Below are 20,572 nucleotides of genomic sequence, written 5' to 3'. Positions count from 1 at the left end.
CGGCGGCCGCGAACCTTCTGGGAGTGAGCCGGCTGGCGGGTGACGCCGGCGCGGACGGGACCTGCCGGCGGGTCAGTTCGCCGTGCGCACGCGCGTCCAGGCGCGGTCGTACTTCTTCAGGTCCTTGCCGAGGTCGTGGAAGATCTGCAGCTTGGCCATCACGTCCGGCCCCGGATTGACCTCTGGGTTGTCGCGCAGCTCGGCCGGCAGCAGTTTCAGCGCTTCCTTGTTCGGCGTGCCGTTCATCTGCTGCTCGGTGTTCAGCGCGGCGATCTCCGGCTGCAGGAAGAACTCCATGAAGCGCTTGGCGTTGGCCTTGTTCGGCGCGCTTTTGAGGACGCACATGTCTTCCTGGTAGAGCGTCGCGCCCTCCTTGGGAATCACGTAGGCAAGGTGCTCGGGGTCCTGCTTCACGTACATCATCGCGCCGACGAAGTAGTGCGCCGCGGCGACGTCGCCGGACTGCACCATGGGCACGCTCTCGTAGGTGAAGGCGGAAACCAGCGGCTTGCGCTCCAGCAGCCAGGATTCAGCCTGCTTGATGTCCGCAAGGTCGGTGCTGTCCACCGATTTGCCGTTGACGATCAGGCCGACGCCGAGGGTCTCGCGCATGTCGTCGAGCATGATGACCTTCTTCCCGGCCTTGGCTTCGGCGAAGAAGTCGGCCCAGGACTCGATCGGTTTGCTGACCCTGGTCTTGTTGTAGAAGATCCCCACGGTGCCCCAGGCGTAGGGCATGCAGTACTCGCCCTTGGGGTCCGATTTGGCGCGCAGGAAGCTCGGGTCGATGTTGGCGAACGCCGGGCTCTGGTCGATGGAGGTCTTTTCCAGCAGGCCGAGGGCGGCCATGCTGTCCTGCATGTGCACCGAGGGGAAGACGATGTCGTAGCCGCTGGCGCCGGCCTGCAGCTTGGCCAGCATCTCTTCGTTGCTGCCGTAGGTGTCGAGGGACACCTTGATGCCGGTCTGCTCGGTGAAGCGGCTGAGCACCTGCGGGTTGATGTAGTCGCCCCAGTTGTACAGGTGCAGCTCCTCGGCGGCCTGGCCGGCGGCGCTGGCGAGCAGGGCCGAAACGGCCAGTGCACCCCGCGCTAGGTGGCGCAGGGCGTTGCGGTGATAGGGTGCGGGCATGTTCCTGTACTCCGTTTCTGATTATCCGCCCGCATGAAGCGAGCCTTTGGTTGGGGCAGGAATTGCATGGCCGAAGGGCCGAAAGGAAGAACGCGTGTTTCTAGTCGTTATGTTTTGCCGGGCGGGTCGAGCATATAGTAAATTTCTTCCAGTCATCAACACGATGACATAAAAATTCCAGAGCTAGCGGAGCTTCGCCCATGCTGGACAGCAAGATGGAACAACTGAGCGGCAAGCTGACCCCGGCCGAGCGCTCGCTGTGGGCGTACATCCAGGCCAACCTGGAGAGCCTTTCGTTCGAGAACGGCACCACCCTGGCGCAGAAGAGCGGCGTCAGCCCGAACACCGTCAGCCGCTTCCTGCGGCGCCTCGGCTACAAGGGGCTGAAGAGCCTGAAGGAGGAACTGCGCGACGAGGTGCGCGTGCAGTCGCTGCTCAACAGCACCCTGCTCGAGCGCGTCGAACGCCAGCCGGACGACCTGCTGGCGCACCTCAACGAGGAGATCGAGGCACTCACCGCCTTCGCCAGCCAGCTCGGCAACCAGCACTGGCAGGACGTCGTCGCCCGCGTCAGCGAAGCCGAGCGGGTGTTCGTCTGCGGCTTCCAGACCATCCGCGGGCTCGCCGAGGATTTCGCCAACCGCCTTTCGCTGGTGCGCTCCGGGGTGGAATACCTCGACCTCTACAGCGGCGTGCTCGGCCACTGGCTGGACAGCCGCGACAAGCGCTGCTGTGTGATCCTCATCGACATCGCGCCCTACGCCGATGCCGGCATCGCCTTCGCCAACACCTGCCTGAAGAACGACACCGACCTGGTGGTCTTCACCGACGAGTACGGCATCGCCCGGCACATCGACACGCCCTGGATCATCACCATGAAGACCAAGACCGGGTTGATCCTCGAGTCCACCGGTGGCCTGACCAGCGCCCTCAACGTGCTGCTGCATTGCGTGGCAGCGCAGCGCAAGGACGAACTGAAGGAGCGCATGGCGGCCTACCGGGAGCGTGTGCAGAGCCTCAAGCTGTACCGCTCCTGAGGCCGCGCCCGGTGGCGCCTGGCGGCGAGCGCGGGCGGTCTGGCGCGGGCGTCTGGTACACTCCGGCATCCTCGTTGCACGGTCCCGTCGCCGGCCGTGCGCACCCCGCGCCTCATTCCACTGCCCGCCGATCCCATGTCGCTCAAGCTCGTCTCCGTCAACATCGAACGTTCCATGCACCTGCCGCGTGTCGAGGCCTTTCTCCGGCGCGAACGTCCGGATGTGCTCTGCCTGCAGGAGCTGTGCGAGCGCGACATTCCGTTCTTCGAGGCGCTAATGGGCAGCCGCATGAGCTTCGCGGCGATGGCGCGCTATCCGGGGGAGGGGCCGGACAACGTGGTCGGCGTCGGGCTGATCGCCCGCGAGACGGCGTTGGCGGACGTGTGCGCCGAGTACTATTCCGGCAGCGCCGGGAGCATCCGCGAGATGACCTTCCTCAACACGGACGGCAAGCGCGGCGCCGACCCGCTGAGCATCGCCGAAGTCATGCTCAGCGCCAGCGTCGGCGGCTTCCGCATCGCCGTCACCCACCTCAACGTCACGCCGTTCGGCACCTCCACGCCGTACCAGCGCGAAAGCGCCGGCAAGCTGATCGGCCTCGCCGAAGCACAGGCGCGGCAGGCCGGCGACCTGTTGCTGGCGGGCGACTTCAACGCCCCGCGCGGCCGCGCCACCTTCGACCTGATCGCCGAGCATTTCATCGACGGCATCCCGGCGCAGCACACCACCAGCATCGACGGCTCGCTGCACCGCGCCGGGGACATCCCGTTCATGGTCGACGGGCTGTTCCACACGCCGGGCTACCGGCTCGAGGATGTCGTCCTGAGCACCGGCGTCTCCGACCATTGCGCCCTGAGTTGCCGGCTCAGGCGGACCTGATCCCGCACCGGCTCCAACACCGTAACGCCGTAGGGTGGGCTTCAGCCCACCGGCCACGCGCCCTCCGTCACCCCGCGCCCACGCCGTTCAGGCCGGCGCGCTGCGGCTCAGCTGTTCGAGCAGTTCCAGGTCGGTGCTCATGCCGGAGGTTTCGCGGATGCGATTGAGGATTTCGCGCTTGAGGGCGAGAAATTCCGCGGAGAGCTTCATGTCCTGGTGGCGTTCGGCGGGCAGCGGCACCTCGTAGACGCTGTCGATGCGCCCCGGCCGCGGCGCCATCAACACGATGCGCCCGCCCAGGTAGATGGCTTCCTCGACGTCGTGGGTGACGAACAGGATGGTGCTCTTCTCCAGCCGGTGCACGTGGCGGATCAAGTCGTGCATCACCTCGCGGGTCTGCGCGTCCAGCGCGCCGAACGGCTCGTCCATCAGCAGGATCTGCGGCTTGGGCATCAACGCGCGGGCGATCGCCACGCGCTGCTGCATGCCGCCGGAGAGCTGGTTCGGGTAGGCATCGGCGAAGGCCGACAGCCCCATCAGGTTGAGCAGCGCATCGGCGCGGCCGCTGGCCACCTCGACGTCGGCGTCGCTGTTGACGGTGTCGGAGACGACCTTCAACTGGCGGCAGAACTTGATGTTCTTCATCACCGTCAGCCAGGGATAGAGGCTGTAGTGCTGGAACACCATGGCGCGGTCGATGCCGGGGCCGTCCACCGCGCGTCCGTCGACCAGGATGTCGCCGGCGCTGTGCCGTTCCAGGCCGCCGATGCTGCGCAGCAGGGTCGACTTGCCGCAGCCGGAGGCGCCGACGAAGGTGATGAATTCGTTCGGGCGGATCTCCAGATTGATGTCCTGCAGCGCCTGCACCGTTTTGCCGCGACTGGCGAACACCTTGTCGACATGGCTTATGCGGATTTTCGCGTCGTTCATCGCGCTTACCTCTTCAACCAGGGGAAGGCCAGGCGGCCGAGCCAGCGGAACGCCTGGTCGGTGAGCAGGCCGATGACGCCGATCAGCAGGATGCCGGCGAAGATCTTGTCCGTCTGCATGTAGCGCTGCGCCTTGAGGATGGCGTAGCCGAGGCCGGAGTTGGCGGCCACCAGTTCGGCCACCACCAGGTAGGTCCAGGCCCAGCCGCAGGTGATGCGCAGGGTGTCGAGCAGCGCCGGGCGCGCCGACGGCAGGATCACCAGCTTGATCACCTCGTAGCGGCTGGCGCCCATGGTCTGCGCCGCCTCGATCTGCGCCATCGGCACCCGGCGCACGTCCTCGGCGACCATCAGCACCATCTGGAAGAAGGTGCCGATGAAGATGATGAGGATCTTCGAGCCCTCGTCGATGCCGACCCAGAGCATCACCAGCGGGATGAAGGCCACCGCCGGCATGTAGCGGATGAAGTCGGTGAGCGGCTCGAGGAACGCCTGCACCGGGCGGTAGGTGCCGATGTAAAGACCCAGCGGCAGGGCCAGCAGCGCCGAGGAGCAGAAGCCGCCCATCACCCGCCAGACGCTGATGGCGATGTCGGCGAACAGGCCCTCGTCGGTCAGCCAGTGGCCGAGGCGCTTGATCACGGCGTCCGGGCCGGGCAGGAACATCGGGTTGGACACGCCGAAGGTGGTCGCGGCCCACCACGCCAGCAGCGGCGCCAGCAGCCCGGCGAGCGCCAGGCCCCAGATCGCGCCGCGCGGCAGGTCTCCGCGGATGACCCACCAGCGGGCGGCTTTCGGCGACGCCGCCGGACGTGTTTCGGGCAGGGGGCGATGGGCGGTCATGGTTCGTTTCTCCGGGGTGAAGACGGGCTCGCGCAGGCCTGCCAGCCGCCCTGCGGCGGCGTGGCACCGAGGTGGCCGAGGGTCTCGGCATCCAGCAGTTGCGCAGGTTGGTCGGGGTCGATGCGGCTCGGCAGGAGCGCCTGGCCGACCCGCTCGGGCAGCGTCGATAACGCGATGCGCCAGGGCTGCGTGCCCTGGCAATGGCGGCCGAACGACAGCTCGAAGTCGAGCAGCGTGCCGGCCTCCGCGCCACCCGCCAGCAGCGCGGCGAGCGAGGGCGCGGCGGGCAGGGCGGTGGCGCGACCGGCGGCGAAGAGGAAGCAGTCGCCGGCCAGCAGCAGGCAAGCCTGGCGGCCGTCGCCGGCGCTCAGCCAGGTGCCCCAGTTGCGCCCGAGGGATTCCGGCAGGCGCTCCCAGACTTCGTGGTAGCTGCCGTCGAGGCCATCCTCGAGCACGCGCTCGCTGGACTCGAAACGCATCCGGCCGATGTCCTCGCGGCCGCTCGGCGGCTGGAAGTCGATCGCCCGGTGCCACTGGCAGAGGTCGTCGTTGACCTCGGTGACGCCGGCGAAGCCGGCCTGCAGCACGCGCTCGGCCTCGCTGCGCGGTGCCGGCTGCGGAATCCGCAGGTCGGCGAACAGGCGCTCGGTCTGCAGCCAGTAGACGTGGGTGCTGCTGTCGTGAACGCCACCGGTGGTGGTCAGCAGCGTGCGCTGCCAGACGCCGAGGTAGGCGTCGGGAACAGGTTTCATGAATGGAACTCCGGGAACTGGCGCAGGCCGTTGAAGAAGGCCATGTCGTGGTTCGGCCACAGCTCGCCGCCGGTTTCCCGCGCCAGCGCCTTGAGCTTGCGGATGCTGTCGATGGCCATGTCCTCGCGATCCTGCCAGAGCGTGCCGGGAGCGATTTCCTCCTCGATGTTCTCGGTCAGGTCGGCGGCGTCGCCGGCGAGGATCACCGGCTTGCCCTCGGGCAGCTCGATCAGCAGCGACATGTGCCCGGCGGTGTGGCCGGGCGTGTTGATCGCGCGCACGCCGGGGACCAGGTCGTACTCGCCGGTCTGCACCTTCCAGCGGTAGTCGCCGGCGAAATCGTCGGCGAAGTAGGCCTCGTCGGCCTGTCCGCGGGCGGCTTCCAGCTCGGCGGCGTGCACGTGCACCTCGGCGCCGCAGACCTCGCAGAGACCGCCGGCGTGATCGAAGTGCAGGTGGCCGAGGAACACCAGGTCGATGTCCGCCGGGGTCAGGCCGAGGCGGGCGAAATGCGCCGGCAGGCGCTGCTCCTCGCTCATCTGCGGCGCGCCCAGCGGGAAGTCGCCGTACCAGCGCTCGCGCAGCGCCGGGTCGGCGATCTTGCGGTAGTCGCAGCCGACGTCATAGAGGATGCGCCCCTGCTTCGTCTCGATCAGGTAGGCGAGGATCGGCGCCTCGATGGCAATGCCCTGGCCGCGGCGGTAGGTGGAGATCGACTTGTCGTAGCGGTAGGTCGCGGTGAGCAGCGGCCACAGGCGGGTTACCTGGGTCATCGGCGCTCCTCCCATTCGGCCAGTACATCCTGACTGTCGAGGACGCGGCCGAACAGCCCGCCTTCTACCGCCATCATCGCCACCACGGCGGCGTGCAGCGTGGCGTGCGCCGAACCGCAGGCATCGTCGACCAGGGTGCAGGCGAACCCGAGATCCACCGCGCTGCGCAGCGTCGAGGACACGCAGACCTCGGTAGTCACGCCGGTGACGATCAGCTCGTCGATGCCGCGGTTGCGCAGCATCAGCTCCAGGTCGGTGTGGGCGAAGGCGCTGTAGCCGGGCTTGTCGATCACCGGCTCGCCGGGCAGCGGCTGCAACTCGTCGATCAGGTCGTGGCCGTACTCGCCGCGCACCAGCAGGCGCCCCAAGGGGCCCTGGCCACCGATCGGCGCACCCGCGCACTCGGCGCGCCGGCGCTTGCTTTCCGGCAGGTCGGCGAGGTCGGGACGATGGCCCTCGCGGGTGTGGAAGATCGCCAGGCCGTGGCGACGGGCGCCGTCGAGCAGGCGCTGGATCGCCGGGATCGGCGCGCGCAGGCGCGTGATGTCCAGCCCGGCGCGGTCGGCGTAGCCACCGGCGGCGCAGAAGTCGCGCTGCATGTCGATGACGATCAGGGCCGTGCTCACAGCGCGAATTCCTTGCGCACCGCCTGGGCGATGCCGTTGCAGATGTCGCCGGCCATGCGCGCGCCCTTCTCGGCGCTGGAGCCCTTGGCCGAGGACAGCACGCCGGACGGCGGCACCCACTCGGTGCGGCTCGGGTACATGTCGTAGGGCGGGAAATCGGCGGGCGGATCGTTGGGGATCAGGTCGATGCGCACCAGGTTCGGCAGGTAGTGCAGCATCAGCGACGTCTCGATCACCGCCGCGTGCTCCAGGGCGAAGCCGGGGAAGCCTTCGGGGAACACGTCGGCCAGGGTCTGCTCGCTGCAGAAATCCCAGTGCTCCAGGCGCATCACCTGCAGCTTCGCGGTGGGGCCCAGCTCGCGCAGCGCCAGCTCGATGCCCTCGGTGACGAACCACTGGTTCTCGTAGTGACCGTCGACCAGCACCAGGCGGGTCACGCCGTGGCGGGCGAACTCGCGCACGGCGTCGCGTACCAGGGCGATCAGGGTCTGCCCGTCGAGGCTGGTGGTGCCGCAGAAATGGTTGCCGCCGCCGCACTTGGGCTGCGACTTGTAGCCGTAGGACAGCGCCGGTGCGACCAGCCCGCCGACGCGCGCGGCGACGTCCTCGCAGAGCGCGCTGGCGAGCAGCGCGTCGGTGCCCAGCGGCAGGTGCGGGCCGTGCTGTTCGGTGGCGCCACAGGGCAGGAAGACCACGGGCGATTCCTCGCTCACGCGGCGGGCGTATTCGACCCAGCTGAGCTGGTCCATGCGTACGGTTGTCATCGGTTTGCCTCGCAGACAGAGGGAAGGGTGGGCCGCGGCGGACGCGCGGCGATGAAGGCGGCGGCCAGCACCAGGGCGCCGCCGAGCCATTCGCGCAGGCCGATCTCGCGCTCGCCGAAGGCCGCCGAGCTGAGCACCGCGGCGATCAGTTCGACCAGCGCCAGCACCGCACCGCGGCTGGCCTCGACGTGGCTGAAGCCGTACTGCGCCGCGGCCATGGAGACCAGCCAGAAGGCACCGAACAGCGCCACCAGGCCCCAGGTTTGCACCGACATCGGCGGCAGGCCGCGGCCCTGGATCAGGCAGAACAGCGCGCCGAAGGCGGCGCTGCCTAGAAAGGCGACCAGCGCCTTGCTGGTCAGCGGCACACGCTCGGCCGAGCGCGTGGCGATGTTGTTGAGGGCGAAGGCCATGCCGGCGGAGAGCGCCAGGGCATCGCTGCCGTGCAGCGCCTGGAAGCTCTCGCGGCTGACGCCAAGGGTCAGGGCGATGCCGAGCATGGCCAGCAGCACAGCGCCGATACGCGTGGCGTCGAGGCGTTCGCCGAGCAGCAGCCAGCCGCCCAGCAGCGCCCATACCGGCGCCAGGTAGAACAGCAGCATGGCGCGCATCACGTCGCCTTCGGACAGCGCGCTGACCAGCCCGGCGGTGGCCCAGCCGCCGCACGCGCCGATCGCCAGCAGGTTGAAGCGCTGGCTCCACCAGGCGCGGCGCTGGCGCAGGATCAGCGGCAGGCTGACGAGGCTGAGCAGGCCGTAGCAGGCGAGGATCAGCGGCATGCCGAGCAGCCCGCGGTTGGCGAACATCTGCACCGGAATCCAGCCGAGGCCCCACAGGATCGCGCCGCTCATCAGCGCCAGTTCCGCTCGCAGCAGGCTCATCTTCAGCCCATCCAGGCGCCGCCGTTGGCGCCGAGGGTCTGACCGTGGAAGAAGCTCGCCTGCGGCGAGACGAGGAACAGCACCGCCGCGGCGATTTCCTCGGGGCGCCCGAGACGGCCGGCGGGGATCGCGGTTTCCGCGGCGATCATCTCGGCGCTCATGTGCTCCAGCGAGACCATCGGCGTGTCCACCGGGCCGGGCGCCACCGCGTTGATGCGGATCGCCGGGGCGAACTCGCGGGCCAGCGACTTGCTCAGGCCGATCACCCCGGCCTTGGCGGTGCAGTAGGCGACGTACTGGGCGCGGCCGAGCTGGCCGAGTTCCGAGGCGATGTTGACGATGCTGCCGGTGCCGCGTGGCTGCATGTGCCTCAGCGCCTGGCGGCAGCAGCGGTAGACGCCGCCGAGGTCAACGCCGAGCAGACGTGCCCAGTCGTCCTCGTCGGTGTCGAGGAAGGCTTTCTCGAGAATGATCCCGGCGTTGTTCACCAGGATGTCCAGCGGCCCGTGGCCGAGCACCTCGACGAACATCGCCTCGACCTGCTCCGGCGAGGCGACGTCGGCCTGTACCGCGTGGGCGCGGCCGCCGGCGGCGACGATCTGCGCCACCAGCGCTTCGGCGGCCTGCGGCTGGTCGAGGTGGTTGATCCACACCCGCGCGCCGGCGTCGGCCAGCGCGATCGCGATGGCGCGGCCGATGCCCTGGGTGGCGCCGGTGACCAGCGCGACCTGGTGTTCCAGTGGCCGCGCCATCAGTGCATGACCTCGCCGTGGCTGACCGACAGCGCCTGCCCGGTGATCGGCGCCGCCAGTGCGCTGCCGAGGAACAGGAAGGTGCCGGCCAGGTCAGCCGGCGTGAGCAGTTCGGGCACCGCCTGGGCGGCGAGGATCGTGGCCAGTTCCTGCTCCTCGCTGCGCCCGGCCTCGGCGGCCATCACCCGCAGCGAACGCATCGCCGCCTCGGTGGCGATCCAGCCGGGGCACACGGCGTTGACGCGAATCCTCCGCCCGCCCAGTTCCCAGGCCAGCGAGCGGGTCAGGCCGATCACCGCGTGCTTGCTGGCGACATAGGCGGAAAACCCCGGCACGCCCTTGAGGCCCCAGATCGACGCCTGGTTGATCACACTGGCGCCATCCTTCAAGTGCCCCAGCAGGGCGCGGGTCAGGCGCAGCATCGAGGCGACGTTGTTGTCCAGCAGCGCCTGCCAGTGGGCATCGGCCTGTGCGCCGGTATCGCTCAGCGGCGTGGCGTACTCGACGCCGGCATTGTTGATCAGCACATCCAGCGGCCGCCCGCCGCGGCGGGCGGCGTAGTCGGCGATGGCAGCGCTGTCGCCCAGGTCGACGCAGGCGATGCGGCTGGAGGTCAGCGTCGCCAGTTCCTCGGCGACCTGCCCCAGCGCCTCGGCGTTGCGGTCGAGCAGATCCAGGGTGGCGCCCTGCTCGGCGAAGGCGCGCGCCAGGCCGCGCCCGATGCCGCTGGCCGCGCCGGTGATCAGCACCTGTTTGCCGCGGTAGTCGATCATGCTCACACCGCCGTCAGGAAGGACACGCCGACCGCGCCGTAGAAACCGTCGGCGCGGTGTTTGCCTTCCGGCTCGACCACGCCGTAGTTGTCGTCGATGACGCGGCGCAGGCGGTGCTGGTGGAAGCTCTTGAACAGCAGGTGCATCGGCAGCACCTGGGCGTAGTCGTCGCCGTACAGCTGCTTGTGCAGCGCCGGCAGGCGGTACCAGGGCGCCACCGGTTTTTCGTGGTGGGCGTTGTGGTAGGCGAAGTTGAGCAGCAGCAGGTCGAGCACCGGCCAGCGCACCGAGACCACGTTGCTGAAGGTGTTCATCTGCTCGTAGGTGCGGTCGCGGGTCTTGTCGTCAGGGATCTTGCCGCCGTCCTCGAGCACCGCGAAGGCGTCGTAGGTGTGCTGGTAGGCATCGGTGAAGCGCAGCACGGTGAGCATGATCGACCAGGCGACGAAGTACAGCACGGCGGCCAGCGGCGAGGCGTAGGCGAGCAGGCCGAAGAGCACGCCGCGGATCAGCAGGGTGAGCGCGACCTTGCGGCGGTTGGCGCGGTGCTTGGCGTTGTCGGTGATGAACGGCAGGAGGATCACGTAGTAATGCATGATCAGCTCGACCGCCGGCACGTAGGCCCATTCCGCGGCCAGCACCAGCTTGCGGAACCAGGCCGGGCTGCGGGCGAGGAAGGCCTTGGTGTCGAAGGTGATCACGTCGGCGCGGTCGACGTGGTGGCGCATGTGCTTCTTGCGCAGGTCCTGGAAGCCGGCGTAGCAGCTGCCGCAGATCCAGCTGCACAGCTCGCCGGCCCATTCGTTGTGCCGGGGCTTGGCGAAGATGGTGCCGTGGGCGAATTCGTGGATCAGGTAGGCGGCGACGATCATCGAATGGGCCAGCAGCAGGGTGCCGGCAGCGATCGCCGCCCAGTGACCGGAAAGCAGCAGGCCGATGCCGCCGACGTAGCCGACGAGGGTGTAGGCGATGGCCAGGGTATTGGCCAGGCGGCCGTCGGCGTAGCGGTAGATCTGGGTGGACATAGGTTCCTCCAGCGGTGGAGCGCGGGCGCGCCGTGGCGAAGTCGGGCGCAGGTGCAGCGTCGGTGGAGGGCAAGCCCCTCCACCGGCGAGGACGCGATTACTCGGTCAGCGCTTTGACGAACTGGGCGTCGTAGGTCTTGGCGAAGTCGGGGATCTCCGCGATCTGGCCGTTATCCTTGAGCAGCTTGGCGATCACCGCGCCGCTGCCGAAGAACGAGGTGGTGGCCTCGGCCTTGGTGAAGTTGGTTTCCATCTCGTTGAGCGGGATGTTGTACACGCCGCTCATCTGCGCCTTGGCTTCTTCGGCATCGACGCCGAGCACCTTGCCGATGATCTTCGCCGCTTCGTCCGGATGGCTCTGGATGTAGGCGAGGCCGTCGAGGTAGCCGAGGATCAGCGCGCTGATCGCTGCGGGTTTCTTGGCGATCATCTTCTCGTCGAACACCAGCACGTCGGTGATCAGGCCGGGCGCGTCCTTGGACGAGTAGACGACGTGGAACTTGTCGCTGGGCATGCCGAGGATCTGCGACACGTTGGGTTCGTAGGTCACGCCGATCGGCAGGCTGCCGGAGGCCATGGCGCCGGGAATGCCTTCGGGCGTCATGTTGACCGGCTGGATGTCCTTGTCGGTCAGGCCGTTGGTCTTCAGCGCATAGGCGAGCAGGAAGTCGGACGGCGAAAGCGGGTTGAAGCCGACCTTCTTGCCCTTGAAGTCGGCCACCGAAGTGATGGATTTCTCGGCGACGATGGCATCGCCACCGTTGGAGAAGTCGATCGGCATCACCACCTTGTGCGCCAGGCCCTTGGCGGCCGAGTTGATCACCTGGTCATAGGTGAGCATGCCGCCGTCCAGCGCGCTGCCGGCCATCGCCGACGGGATCATCGCGGGATCGTTGAAGAACTGCAGCTGCACCTTGAGGTTGTGCTTCTTGTACAGATCGAGGGCATCGGCGACATAGAAGGGCGCGTAGCCGGCCCAGACCACGGTGCCGATCTTCAGCGATTCGGCCGCGGAGGCGGCGACCGGAAGTAGCGTGGCGGCGGCCAGACAGAGGCCGGCGAGGGTCTTGCGGAACGCGAAGCGGGTTAGCGACAGGCTCATGGCGGAACTCCTACACAGGGAATCGGGCACGGGATGACGACGCGTCTCCCGGGCTTTTATCCCGCCGTGTAGCCCCCTTGTCCTTGGGGCCGGAGAACTCTCGGACCTGCCATCCACTCGCGTGGACCGGAACCCTAGTTCGCCTCTGGTGTTGCTCCTGTGTGCCAAGCGTCATGAGTGCACGATGTACCAGCGTTGCCGGCGCGTTGACTCATCCCGTTCGATTGGGTTTTTGCAAGTCCGGTGCCAGTTTGTCGCAGCCTGCCTGGCGTGCCGGCAAACCCCAGCGCGTTCAACGGGTTGGCGGCATCCGGCGGAATCGGCGCGGGAAATGTGCGCTGCGCCTGCCACGCTTCGGCGCACCAGCGGCAGGCGCCACGCCAGTTTTCAGTGCAACGAAGCCGCCTACTCGCCACCCACGGCGAAATTGGGCAGCGCGTCCACCGGCTGGGCGAAGTCGAAGGGAATCGATTCCAGCGCCAGTCCGACGTTGCGCTGGACCACGAAGTGCAGGTGCGGACCGGTGCTGTTGCCGGTGTTGCCGGAGAGCGCCAGCGCGCTGCCGGGCAGCACGCGCTGGCCCTCGCGCACCTTCACCGAGCCCTGCATCAGGTGCAGGTAGACGCCCATGGTGCCGTCATCGTGAAGGATCCGCACGAAGTTGCCCGAAGGGTTCTTGCCGCGCCCGCTCTGGTCGTTTTCCACCTTCACCACCATGCCGGCGCGGGCGGCGACGATGGGCGTGCCCTCGGGCATGGCGATATCGATGGCGTAGCGACCCTTCGGCGTGTTGTGGCTGTAGCCGCCGTTGGCGCCCTGGCTCTTGCGGAACGGCCCGCCGCGCCAGGGCAGCGGATAGCGCACCGCCAGCGGCTGCAGGCGCGGATCGCCGAGGGCGTAGCGCAGCTTGGGCGTGTAGCGCAGCGGCTGACTGGGATCGCGCGGCGCGAGGGTGGCCAGGCGGATCGAGCTGCGTGGCGGCAGCACCCAATGAATCGGCTTGTCCGGCGCGCCGACCGCGTTGTCGAGTTTTTCCAGGCGCAGCTCGACTTCCACCGGCGCGTAGAGGTCGTTGCGCACGCTGAGGGTCTCGCCGCCGGCATGCTTGCTGGTCTCCAGCTTCACCTGGTTGTCCAGGCGCTCGACCATGCGGTCCTGGAACACGAACACCTTCGCGCCGGGCGCGGCCTGGTCGCTGTAGGTGACCACGCCGTTGGCGTCGGTGTACTTGTAGACGGTCAGCGCGGCGGCGGGCGCGCTGAGCGCCAGCAGGCAGCAGAGGAAGAGCAGGCGTCCGGGCATGGGGTTCCGCAGTGGAAGGGGTCGCGAGGCGAAGATAGCAGCGCCGGCCCGGCTCGGCGAATCGCCGGCCGTCGCGCAGGACGCCCTAGGCGCCGGGGACGAAATGCTTCTGCGCGGTGCCGCGGGCGATCAGGCGCGAGAGGTAGTCCATCTTCTGCGGATCGCGGTCGACGAAGCGGAAGATCAGCTGCAGCCAGTCGCTGTCGGGTTTCGGCTCGAAGGCGGCGACCGAGTGGAGGTAGCCGTTGAGGCGCGCGACTTCGCCGCCTTCGCCCTGTTCCAGGTCGAGCACCGCGCTTTCCAGCACCTGCGGGATCAGCTCGCCGCGGCGCACCACGATGGCCGCTTCCTTCAGGCTGATGGCCTTGATCACGCAACCGAGCATGCCGCCGGGCAGGCGCAACTGGCCCTGGCCCCGGCCTGTCGGCGCGGCGGCGGGGGCGGGTTTGCTGGCCGCGGGAGCCGGGGCGGCCACCGGTCGCGGTGGCTGCGCGGGGCTGGTGTTGATCACCGCGGCCTTGCCGCCGGTGAGCGCGGCGAGGGAATCGTTGGGTATGCCGCCGGATAGCGTGCGCGCCGGCGCGGAGGCGGACAGCGCCTCGAGCTTGCCGGCGCGGCTCAGGGCCTTCTTCACCTTGTTGATCAACTGGTCGTTGGAGAAGGGCTTGCCGATGTAGTCGCTGACGCCGGCCTGGATCGCCTGAACCACGTTGTCCTTGTCGCCGCGGCTGGTGACCATGATGAACGGCGTGGTCTTGAGCGTGTCCTGTTCGCGGCACCAGGTGAGCAGTTCGAGGCCGGACATTTCCGGCATTTCCCAGTCGCAGAGGATCAGGTCGACGGTCACGCGGCCGAGCAGCTGCTGGGCCTTGCGCCCGTTCACCGCTTCTTCCAGCTGGATGCCGGGAAAGTGGTCGCGTAACCCCTTTTTCACCAGATCGCGAATGAAGGAGGCGTCGTCCACCACCAGCACACTGACTTTGCTCATCGGCCACTCCTGAAGGTTGGACCTAAGCATAGCCTTGGCGAGTAGCTAATGGCTAACCGCCCACGCCATGGGGCGGAAAATCCCGGACGGGGCCTCGGCGAAGCGCGCGCGCCGCCGGCGGCCGGATGCCGGGGCAGGGCGCGCGCGGCTCAGGGCGCGATTTCTTCCGGTTCGCCGGGGAGCTGGCGTCTCTTCTTGGTCAGCCCGGTGTGGCGCACGTCGGTGCCGCGCACCAGGTAGATCACCAGTTCGGCGATGTTGCGCGCGTGGTCGCCGATCCGCTCCAGCGAGCGCAGCGCCCAGATCACGCTGAGCACGCGGGAGATCGAGCGCGGGTCTTCCATCATGTAGGTGACCAGCTCGCGCAGCGCGGTCTTGTATTCGCGGTCGACGGTCTTGTCGTACTGGGCCACCGAGAGCGCCAGGTCGGCATCGAAGCGGGCGAAGGCGTCCAGCGCTTCCTGGACCATCTTGCGCACCTGGCCGCCGATGTGGCGCACCTCGACGTAGCCGCGTGGCGACTCGCCTTCCTCGCACAGCTGGATGGCGCGGCGGGCGATCTTGGTCGCCTCGTCGCCGATCCGCTCGAGGTCGATCACCGACTTGGAGATGCTGATGATCAGGCGCAGGTCGGACGCCGCCGGTTGGCGCCGGGCGAGGATGCGCACGCATTCCTCGTCGATGTTGCGCTCCATCTGGTTGATCTGGTCGTCGATCTCGCGGACCTGCTGGGCGAGGCCGGTGTCGGCATCGATCAGCGCGTTGACCGCGTCGTTGACCTGCTTCTCGACCAAGCCGCCCATCGCCAGGAGATGGCTGCGCACCTCCTCCAACTCGGCGTTGAACTGCTGGGAGATGTGTTGGGTGTGGCCGTCTTTGTTGATCATTCTCTAACTCCGCGAAAAACCGGTAGGGTGCGCCGCGCGCACCAGTGGCGAGTCGGTGCGCGCGGCGCACCCTACGGCACGAGTCCCTAGCCGTAGCGGCCGGTGATGTAGTCCTCGGTCTGCTTCTTCGCCGGGTTGGTGAACAGCGTGTCGGTGTCGCCGAATTCGATCAGCTTGCCCATGTACATGAACGCCGTGTAGTCGGAAACCCGCGCGGCCTGCTGCATGTTGTGGGTGACGATGACGATGGTGTACTTGCTCTTCAGCTCGTAGATCAGCTCCTCGACCTTCAGCGTCGAGATCGGGTCGAGCGCCGAGCAGGGCTCGTCGAGCAGCAGCACTTCGGGCTGCACCGCCACCGTGCGGGCGATCACCAGGCGCTGTTGCTGGCCGCCGGAGAGGCCGAGGGCGGAGTCATGCAGGCGGTCCTTCACCTCGTCCCACAGCGCGGCGCTCTTCAGCGACCATTCCACCGCTTCGTCGAGCACGCGCTTCTGGTTGATGCCCTGGATGCGCAGGCCGTAGACGACGTTCTCGTAGATGCTCTTGGGAAACGGGTTGGGCTTCTGGAAGACCATGCCGACGCGGCGGCGCAGCTCGGCGACTTCCACGCCCTTGCGGTAGATGTTCTGGCCCTCGAGGAGGATCTCGCCCTCGACGCGGCAGCCGTCGACCAGGTCGTTCATCCGGTTGAAGGTGCGCAGCAGGGTCGACTTGCCACAGCCGGACGGGCCGATGAAGGCGGTCACGCGCTGCTTGGGAATGTTCATGCTGACGTCGAACAGCGCCTGCTTGTCGCCGTAGAACAGGTTCAGGCCGGGGACTTCGAGGGCGACGGTCTCGTCGGCCAGGCGCAGGCTCTGCTTGTCGCGGCCGAGGGCCTTGATGTCGATGCCGTGGGTAGGCGTTTCGTGCTGCATGGGGTGCTCCCTACGCTAACAATTCGGTTAGCCGGCCGCGCGGCGCGCGTCCGGCGCAATTCACTCAGTGGTCCAGCGCCTTGTACTTCTCGCGCAGGTGGTTGCGGATGAACACCGCGCTCAGGTTGAGCAGGGCGATCACCAGCACCAGCAGGAGCGCGGTGGCGTACACCAGCGGTCGCGCGGCTTCGACGTTGGGGCTCTGGAAGCCGACGTCGTAGATGTGGAAGCCCAGGTGCATGATCTTCTGGTCCAGATGCAGGTACGGGTAGTTGCCGTCCAGTGGCAGCGCCGGCGCCAGCTTGACCACGCCGACCAGCATCAGCGGGGCGACTTCGCCGGCGGCGCGGGCCACGGCGAGGATCAGGCCGGTCATCATCGCCGGGCTGGCCATCGGCAGTACGACCTTCCAGAGGGTTTCCGCCTTGGTCGCGCCGAGCGCCAGGGAGCCCTCTCGCAGGGCCCGCGGGATGCGCGCCAGGCCTTCCTCGGTGGCGACGATCACCACCGGCACGGCGAGGATCGCCAGGGTCAGCGACGCCCACATCAGCCCCGGCGTGCCGAAGGTCGGCGCCGGCAGGGCTTCGGCGAAGAACAGCCGGTCGATCGAGCCGCCCAGCACGTAGACGAAGAAGCCCAGGCCGAACACGCCGTAGACGATCGCCGGGACCCCGGCGAGGTTGTTCACGGCGATGCGGATGACCCGCGTGAGCGGCCCCTGCTTGGCGTACTCGCGCAGGTAGATGGCCGCCAGCACGCCGAACGGGGTGACGATCACGGCCATGATCAGGGTCATCATCACGGTGCCGAAGATGGCCGGGAAGATGCCGCCCTCGGTGTTCGCCTCGCGCGGCTCGTCGCTGAGGAATTCCCACAGCTTGGCGAAGTAGAAGCCGAGCTTGGCGCCGGTGCCCATGGTGTTCGGCCGGTAGGCGCGGACCACCTTGCCCAGGCTCATCTCCTGCTCCTGGCCGTCGACGGTGCGCACCGTCACGCTGTCGCGGTCGAACTGCTGGTGCAGGTCGTTGAGCTGACCCTCGAGGACCCTGTACTCGGCACCCCACTGCGCGCGCTCGGCGTCCAGGTCGGCCTGCCCGGCGGCGTCCAGCTGGCCGTTCATCTCCAGCTTGCGGGTTTTCAGGCGCAGGCGCTCGAGGCCGGCGTTGATGCGCCCGATGTCGCGTTTTTCCAGTTTGGAAATCTGCCCGTAGAGCGCGTCGACGCGGCCGATGCGCTGCTGCATCGCGGCCCAGGCGTCGTCACCCTCGGCGATCACCTGGCCGTTTTCCTTCACGTTGACCAGGTAGCCGTAGAAGTTGCCCCACTCGCGGCGCTCCATGACCATCAGGTTCTGCGGCGTGCGCAGGTTGCTGGTCCATTCGGCGACCACCCAGGTGAAGTCGGCGCCATACACCTCGCGGTTGCCGACCTTGAACAGCTCGCGGGTCATGAACTCGCCGCCGTTCACGTCCACCGGCAGGCCGGCGCCGGCCAGGCGCGCGCGCGGCACCTCCTCGGCCTGGACCAGCTCGCCGGCCATCACCTTGGCTGGCGTGCCGGGCACCTGGTAATCGGCCTCCAGCACATCCGCCGGCCAGAAGTTGGCCAGACCGCGGGTGGCGATCACCGCCAGCAGGCCGACGGTCATGATCACCGCGATGGACACGCCACTGGCGGTCATCCAGACCCAGGGCGAGCCGCTCTTGAACCAGGATTTCAGGGTTTGCTGTTTCACCGCTCGTACCTTCGTTCGTTTCGCCCGGCGACGTCGCGCCGCGCAGTGCATTCATCAGCGGGCCGGCGTGGCCGGCCGTGTATCTATAGCGAGGCGTATTTCTTGCGCAGGCGGGTACGGATCACTTCCGCCAGGGTGTTCATCACGAAGGTGAAGCTCAGCAGCACCAGCGCGGCGAGGAACAGCACCCGGTAGTGCGAGCTGCCCACTTCGGATTCGGGCATTTCCACCGCGGTGTTGGCCGCCAGGGTGCGCAGGCCCTCGAAGATGTTCATGTCCATGATCGGCGTGTTGCCGGTGGCCATCAGCACGATCATGGTCTCGCCCACCGCGCGGCCGAGGCCGATCATCAGCGCCGAGAAGATCCCCGGGCTGGCGGTGAGGATCACCACGCGGGTCATGGTCTGCCAGGGCGTCGCGCCGAGGGCCAGAGAGCCGAAGGTGAGGCTTTTCGGCACGCTGAACACGGCGTCCTCGGCGATCGAGAAGATGTTCGGGATCACCGCGAAGCCCATCGCCAGGCCGACCACCAGGGCGTTGCGCTGGTCGAACGCGATGCCGAGGTCGTTGGACAGCCAGTGGCGCATGTCACCGCCGAACAGCCAGTTCTCCAGGTGCCCGCTCATGCCCAGCGACAGCGCGCCGACGCCGAGGATCACCGGGATCAGCAGCGCCGCTTCCCAGCCCTCGGGAATCGCCAGGCGGACTTTCTCCGGCAGGCGACTCCACAGGTAGGCGGCGAGGAGAACGCCGACCGGCGTCAGCAACAGCAGGCTGAAGATGCCCGGCAGGTGCCCTTCGACGTAGGGCGCGAGGAACAGCCCGGCGAAGAAGCCGAGGATCACCGTCGGCAGCGCTTCCATCAGCTCGATCACCGGCTTGACCTTGCGGCGCATCGCCGGGGCCATGAAGTAGGCGGTGTAGATGGCCGCGCAGATCGCCAGCGGGGCGGCGAGGATCATCGCGTAGAAGGCTGCCTTCAGGGTGCCGAAGGTCAGCGGGGCGAGGCTCAGCTTGGGCTCGAAATCACTATTGGCCGAGGTCGACTGCCAGACGTAGCGCGGTTCGTCGTAGTTCTCGTACCAGACCTTGCTCCACAGCGCGCTCCAGGACACTTCCGGGTGCGGGTTGTCGACCACGAAGCGTTGCAGCTGTCCGTTGGACTCCACCAGCAGGCGCGAAGCGCGCGGCGACAGCGCGGCGTGGGTTTCGCCATCGGCGACCCGCTGGACCAGCAGGGTGCGGTGCGCGGTGCTGTGGAAGATGCCGAGCGTGCCGTCGGCGTCCAGCGCCATGAAGCCCTTGCGACGTTCCTCGGGGACGATCTGGGTGATCGGTTTTTCACCGAGGCTGAAGTCGCGGATGTGCGTCAGCACCGACTTGCCGTCGCCGTCGCGGACCATGAACCACTGGGCGATGCCGCCCTTGCTGTCGCCGACCAGCAGCGAGGTGCCGCCGAGCAGCGGGCTGAGGGTGCTGACTTCGGCGTCGCCCTTGAGCATCGCGTAACGGCCGTTGAGGCTCTTGCTGCGCAGGTCGAAGACGTCGGCGGTGGCCTTGCCGTTGATCACGTAGAGCCACTGCTGGCGCGGGTCGATGACCAGCGCCTTGATCGGCTCGGCGATCTGCGGCAGGGCGATGCGCGTCTCGTCCTGGCTGACCTCGCCGGTCATCAGGTTCTCTTCGCGGCTGATCGACAGCAGGCTCAGTTCGGCGCCGCTGGAGCCGGCGAGCATCAGCGTGTCGCCGTTCTCGCTGAGCGCCACGTGCTCCAGCGCGCGGCCCTGCGGGTCGAGCACGATCGGCGCCTCGCCGAACGGGTACTGCAGCGTCGGCGTGATGGTTTTGACGTTGTCCGGGTAGGTCACCGGGTAGGTGTGGGTGAACACCAGCACCTGGCCGTTGGACAGGCCGAGCAGCACACGGTGGCTGCCGGGCTGGTCCTGGCTCACCGAGGTGATGCTGGCGCCCGCCGGCAGCGGCAGCTGCACGCGGTTCAGCGGCGTGCTGTCCTTGAGGGTGAAGAACTGCACCTGGCCGGCGCGATCGAGGCGCATCGCCACCTTGTTCTGTTCTTCCACGGCGAGCAGCAGCGCGTCGCTCTGCGCGGCCAGCCAGGCGGGCTGCTGCGCTTTCAGCGGCTTCAGCTCGGCGCCGGCGAAGATCGGCAGCACCACGTGGGCGAGGTAGAAGAAGATCAGCGTGATGGCGCCGAGCACGGCCAGGCCACCGATCGACACGTACCAGCGGGTGAGCCGGTCCTTGAACGCGCGAACGCGCCGTTTGCGTTGCTGGGCGGGGGTGTTGAAATCCAGCCTCAGGCCGTTCGATTGGGCGCTCATGCTGTTGTTGGCCAGGTCATTCATGAGGAATTCTCGGGGCGCTGCGAACAGGGCCGCTTGTTGCGAGGGTCTTCAATCTAGCTGCCTTCTGTGACAGATAGATGACAGAGTGCTGACATGACGATGCCCGC

20 protein-coding genes and 1 riboswitch are annotated in these 20,572 nt (G+C 67.9%); of the genes, 2 read left to right on the top strand and 18 right to left on the bottom strand.

Going from position 1 to position 20,572, the window contains the following annotated elements; translation table 11 throughout:
- Positions 1–72: 72 nt before the first annotated feature.
- On the bottom strand, positions 73–1,131 hold the full coding sequence (locus B3E91_RS21090) for a polyamine ABC transporter substrate-binding protein (RefSeq protein ID WP_287031246.1): 1,059 nt from the start codon (positions 1,129–1,131) through the stop codon (positions 73–75).
- Between the two features lie 200 nt (positions 1,132–1,331).
- Here B3E91_RS21090 and B3E91_RS21085 point away from each other — a divergent pair, with 200 nt between their 5' ends.
- Together B3E91_RS21085 and B3E91_RS21080 are read left to right on the top strand one after the other, a co-directional pair.
- On the top strand, positions 1,332–2,168 hold the full coding sequence (locus B3E91_RS21085; protein WP_090224407.1) for a MurR/RpiR family transcriptional regulator: 837 nt from the start codon (positions 1,332–1,334) through the stop codon (positions 2,166–2,168).
- Positions 2,169–2,342: 174 nt separating this feature from the next.
- Positions 2,343–3,047: an endonuclease/exonuclease/phosphatase family protein gene (locus B3E91_RS21080; RefSeq protein ID WP_287031245.1), complete on the top strand. Its 705-nt coding sequence runs from the start codon at positions 2,343–2,345 to the stop codon at positions 3,045–3,047.
- 87 nt (positions 3,048–3,134) lie between these two features.
- Here B3E91_RS21080 and B3E91_RS21075 read toward each other — a convergent pair whose 3' ends face one another.
- The 17 genes from B3E91_RS21075 to B3E91_RS20995 all read right to left on the bottom strand — a co-directional run bounded on the left by B3E91_RS21075 (position 3,135) and on the right by B3E91_RS20995 (position 20,465).
- Positions 3,135–3,977 (bottom strand): ABC transporter ATP-binding protein, encoded by an 843-nt coding sequence (locus B3E91_RS21075; protein ID WP_287031244.1) that lies wholly within the window; start codon positions 3,975–3,977, stop codon positions 3,135–3,137.
- A gap of 5 nt (positions 3,978–3,982) precedes the next feature.
- The gene (locus B3E91_RS21070; RefSeq protein WP_282343990.1) at positions 3,983–4,819 is read right to left on the bottom strand and encodes an ABC transporter permease; all 837 of its coding nucleotides are present in this window, start codon (positions 4,817–4,819) and stop codon (positions 3,983–3,985) included.
- Positions 4,816–5,571: a hypothetical protein gene (locus B3E91_RS21065; protein ID WP_287031243.1), complete on the bottom strand. Its 756-nt coding sequence runs from the start codon at positions 5,569–5,571 to the stop codon at positions 4,816–4,818. The genes B3E91_RS21070 and B3E91_RS21065 overlap by 4 nt, the downstream gene beginning before the upstream one ends.
- Positions 5,568–6,344, bottom strand: coding sequence for an N-acyl homoserine lactonase family protein (locus B3E91_RS21060; RefSeq protein WP_287031242.1), 777 nt, complete (start codon positions 6,342–6,344; stop codon positions 5,568–5,570). Before B3E91_RS21060 ends, B3E91_RS21065 begins: the two co-directional genes overlap by 4 nt.
- Positions 6,341–6,979, bottom strand: coding sequence for a cysteine hydrolase family protein (locus tag B3E91_RS21055; protein WP_255964505.1), 639 nt, complete (start codon positions 6,977–6,979; stop codon positions 6,341–6,343). Before B3E91_RS21055 ends, B3E91_RS21060 begins: the two co-directional genes overlap by 4 nt.
- A complete protein-coding gene (locus B3E91_RS21050) occupies positions 6,967–7,734 on the bottom strand; it encodes a creatininase (RefSeq protein WP_090224397.1) in 768 nt (255 codons plus the stop codon). Before B3E91_RS21050 ends, B3E91_RS21055 begins: the two co-directional genes overlap by 13 nt.
- A complete protein-coding gene (locus tag B3E91_RS21045) occupies positions 7,731–8,615 on the bottom strand; it encodes a DMT family transporter (RefSeq protein WP_286786410.1) in 885 nt (294 codons plus the stop codon). Before B3E91_RS21045 ends, B3E91_RS21050 begins: the two co-directional genes overlap by 4 nt.
- A gap of 2 nt (positions 8,616–8,617) precedes the next feature.
- The gene (locus B3E91_RS21040; RefSeq protein ID WP_287031240.1) at positions 8,618–9,367 is read right to left on the bottom strand and encodes an SDR family NAD(P)-dependent oxidoreductase; all 750 of its coding nucleotides are present in this window, start codon (positions 9,365–9,367) and stop codon (positions 8,618–8,620) included.
- On the bottom strand, positions 9,367–10,140 hold the full coding sequence (locus B3E91_RS21035) for an SDR family NAD(P)-dependent oxidoreductase (RefSeq protein ID WP_287031239.1): 774 nt from the start codon (positions 10,138–10,140) through the stop codon (positions 9,367–9,369). The genes B3E91_RS21040 and B3E91_RS21035 overlap by 1 nt, the downstream gene beginning before the upstream one ends.
- 2 nt (positions 10,141–10,142) lie before the next feature.
- On the bottom strand, positions 10,143–11,165 hold the full coding sequence (locus tag B3E91_RS21030) for a fatty acid desaturase family protein (protein WP_287031238.1): 1,023 nt from the start codon (positions 11,163–11,165) through the stop codon (positions 10,143–10,145).
- Between the two features lie 97 nt (positions 11,166–11,262).
- On the bottom strand, positions 11,263–12,267 hold the full coding sequence (locus B3E91_RS21025; RefSeq protein ID WP_287031237.1) for an ABC transporter substrate-binding protein: 1,005 nt from the start codon (positions 12,265–12,267) through the stop codon (positions 11,263–11,265).
- 43 nt (positions 12,268–12,310) lie between these two features.
- Positions 12,311–12,416: riboswitch (guanidine-I (ykkC/yxkD leader) on the bottom strand.
- A 256-nt stretch (positions 12,417–12,672) separates the two neighbouring features.
- Positions 12,673–13,569 (bottom strand): peptidoglycan DD-metalloendopeptidase family protein, encoded by an 897-nt coding sequence (locus tag B3E91_RS21020; RefSeq protein ID WP_287031236.1) that lies wholly within the window; start codon positions 13,567–13,569, stop codon positions 12,673–12,675.
- 85 nt (positions 13,570–13,654) lie between these two features.
- Positions 13,655–14,557 (bottom strand): response regulator, encoded by a 903-nt coding sequence (locus B3E91_RS21015; RefSeq protein ID WP_287031235.1) that lies wholly within the window; start codon positions 14,555–14,557, stop codon positions 13,655–13,657.
- A gap of 149 nt (positions 14,558–14,706) precedes the next feature.
- Positions 14,707–15,444 (bottom strand): phosphate signaling complex protein PhoU, encoded by a 738-nt coding sequence (phoU, locus tag B3E91_RS21010; protein WP_090224383.1) that lies wholly within the window; start codon positions 15,442–15,444, stop codon positions 14,707–14,709.
- Between the two features lie 86 nt (positions 15,445–15,530).
- Positions 15,531–16,364, bottom strand: coding sequence for a phosphate ABC transporter ATP-binding protein PstB (gene pstB / locus B3E91_RS21005; protein ID WP_287031234.1), 834 nt, complete (start codon positions 16,362–16,364; stop codon positions 15,531–15,533).
- Between the two features lie 64 nt (positions 16,365–16,428).
- Positions 16,429–18,150 carry a phosphate ABC transporter permease PstA gene (gene pstA / locus B3E91_RS21000; protein ID WP_287031233.1) on the bottom strand — a complete coding sequence of 574 codons (1,722 nt, stop codon included), beginning with the start codon at positions 18,148–18,150 and terminating at the stop codon, positions 16,429–16,431.
- A 32-nt stretch (positions 18,151–18,182) separates the two neighbouring features.
- Entirely contained in the window at positions 18,183–20,465 is a 2,283-nt protein-coding gene (locus tag B3E91_RS20995; protein WP_287031232.1) for an ABC transporter permease subunit, read from the bottom strand.
- Positions 20,466–20,572: the final 107 nt, after the last annotated feature.

It is taken from the genome of Pseudomonas sp. UBA6310, from assembly GCF_002438225.1.
GTDB lineage: Bacteria > Pseudomonadota > Gammaproteobacteria > Pseudomonadales > Pseudomonadaceae > Pseudomonas_O > Pseudomonas_O kuykendallii.
The sequence above is the reverse complement of the archived record's forward strand: the minus strand, read 5'-3'. Positions and strand labels throughout refer to the sequence as shown.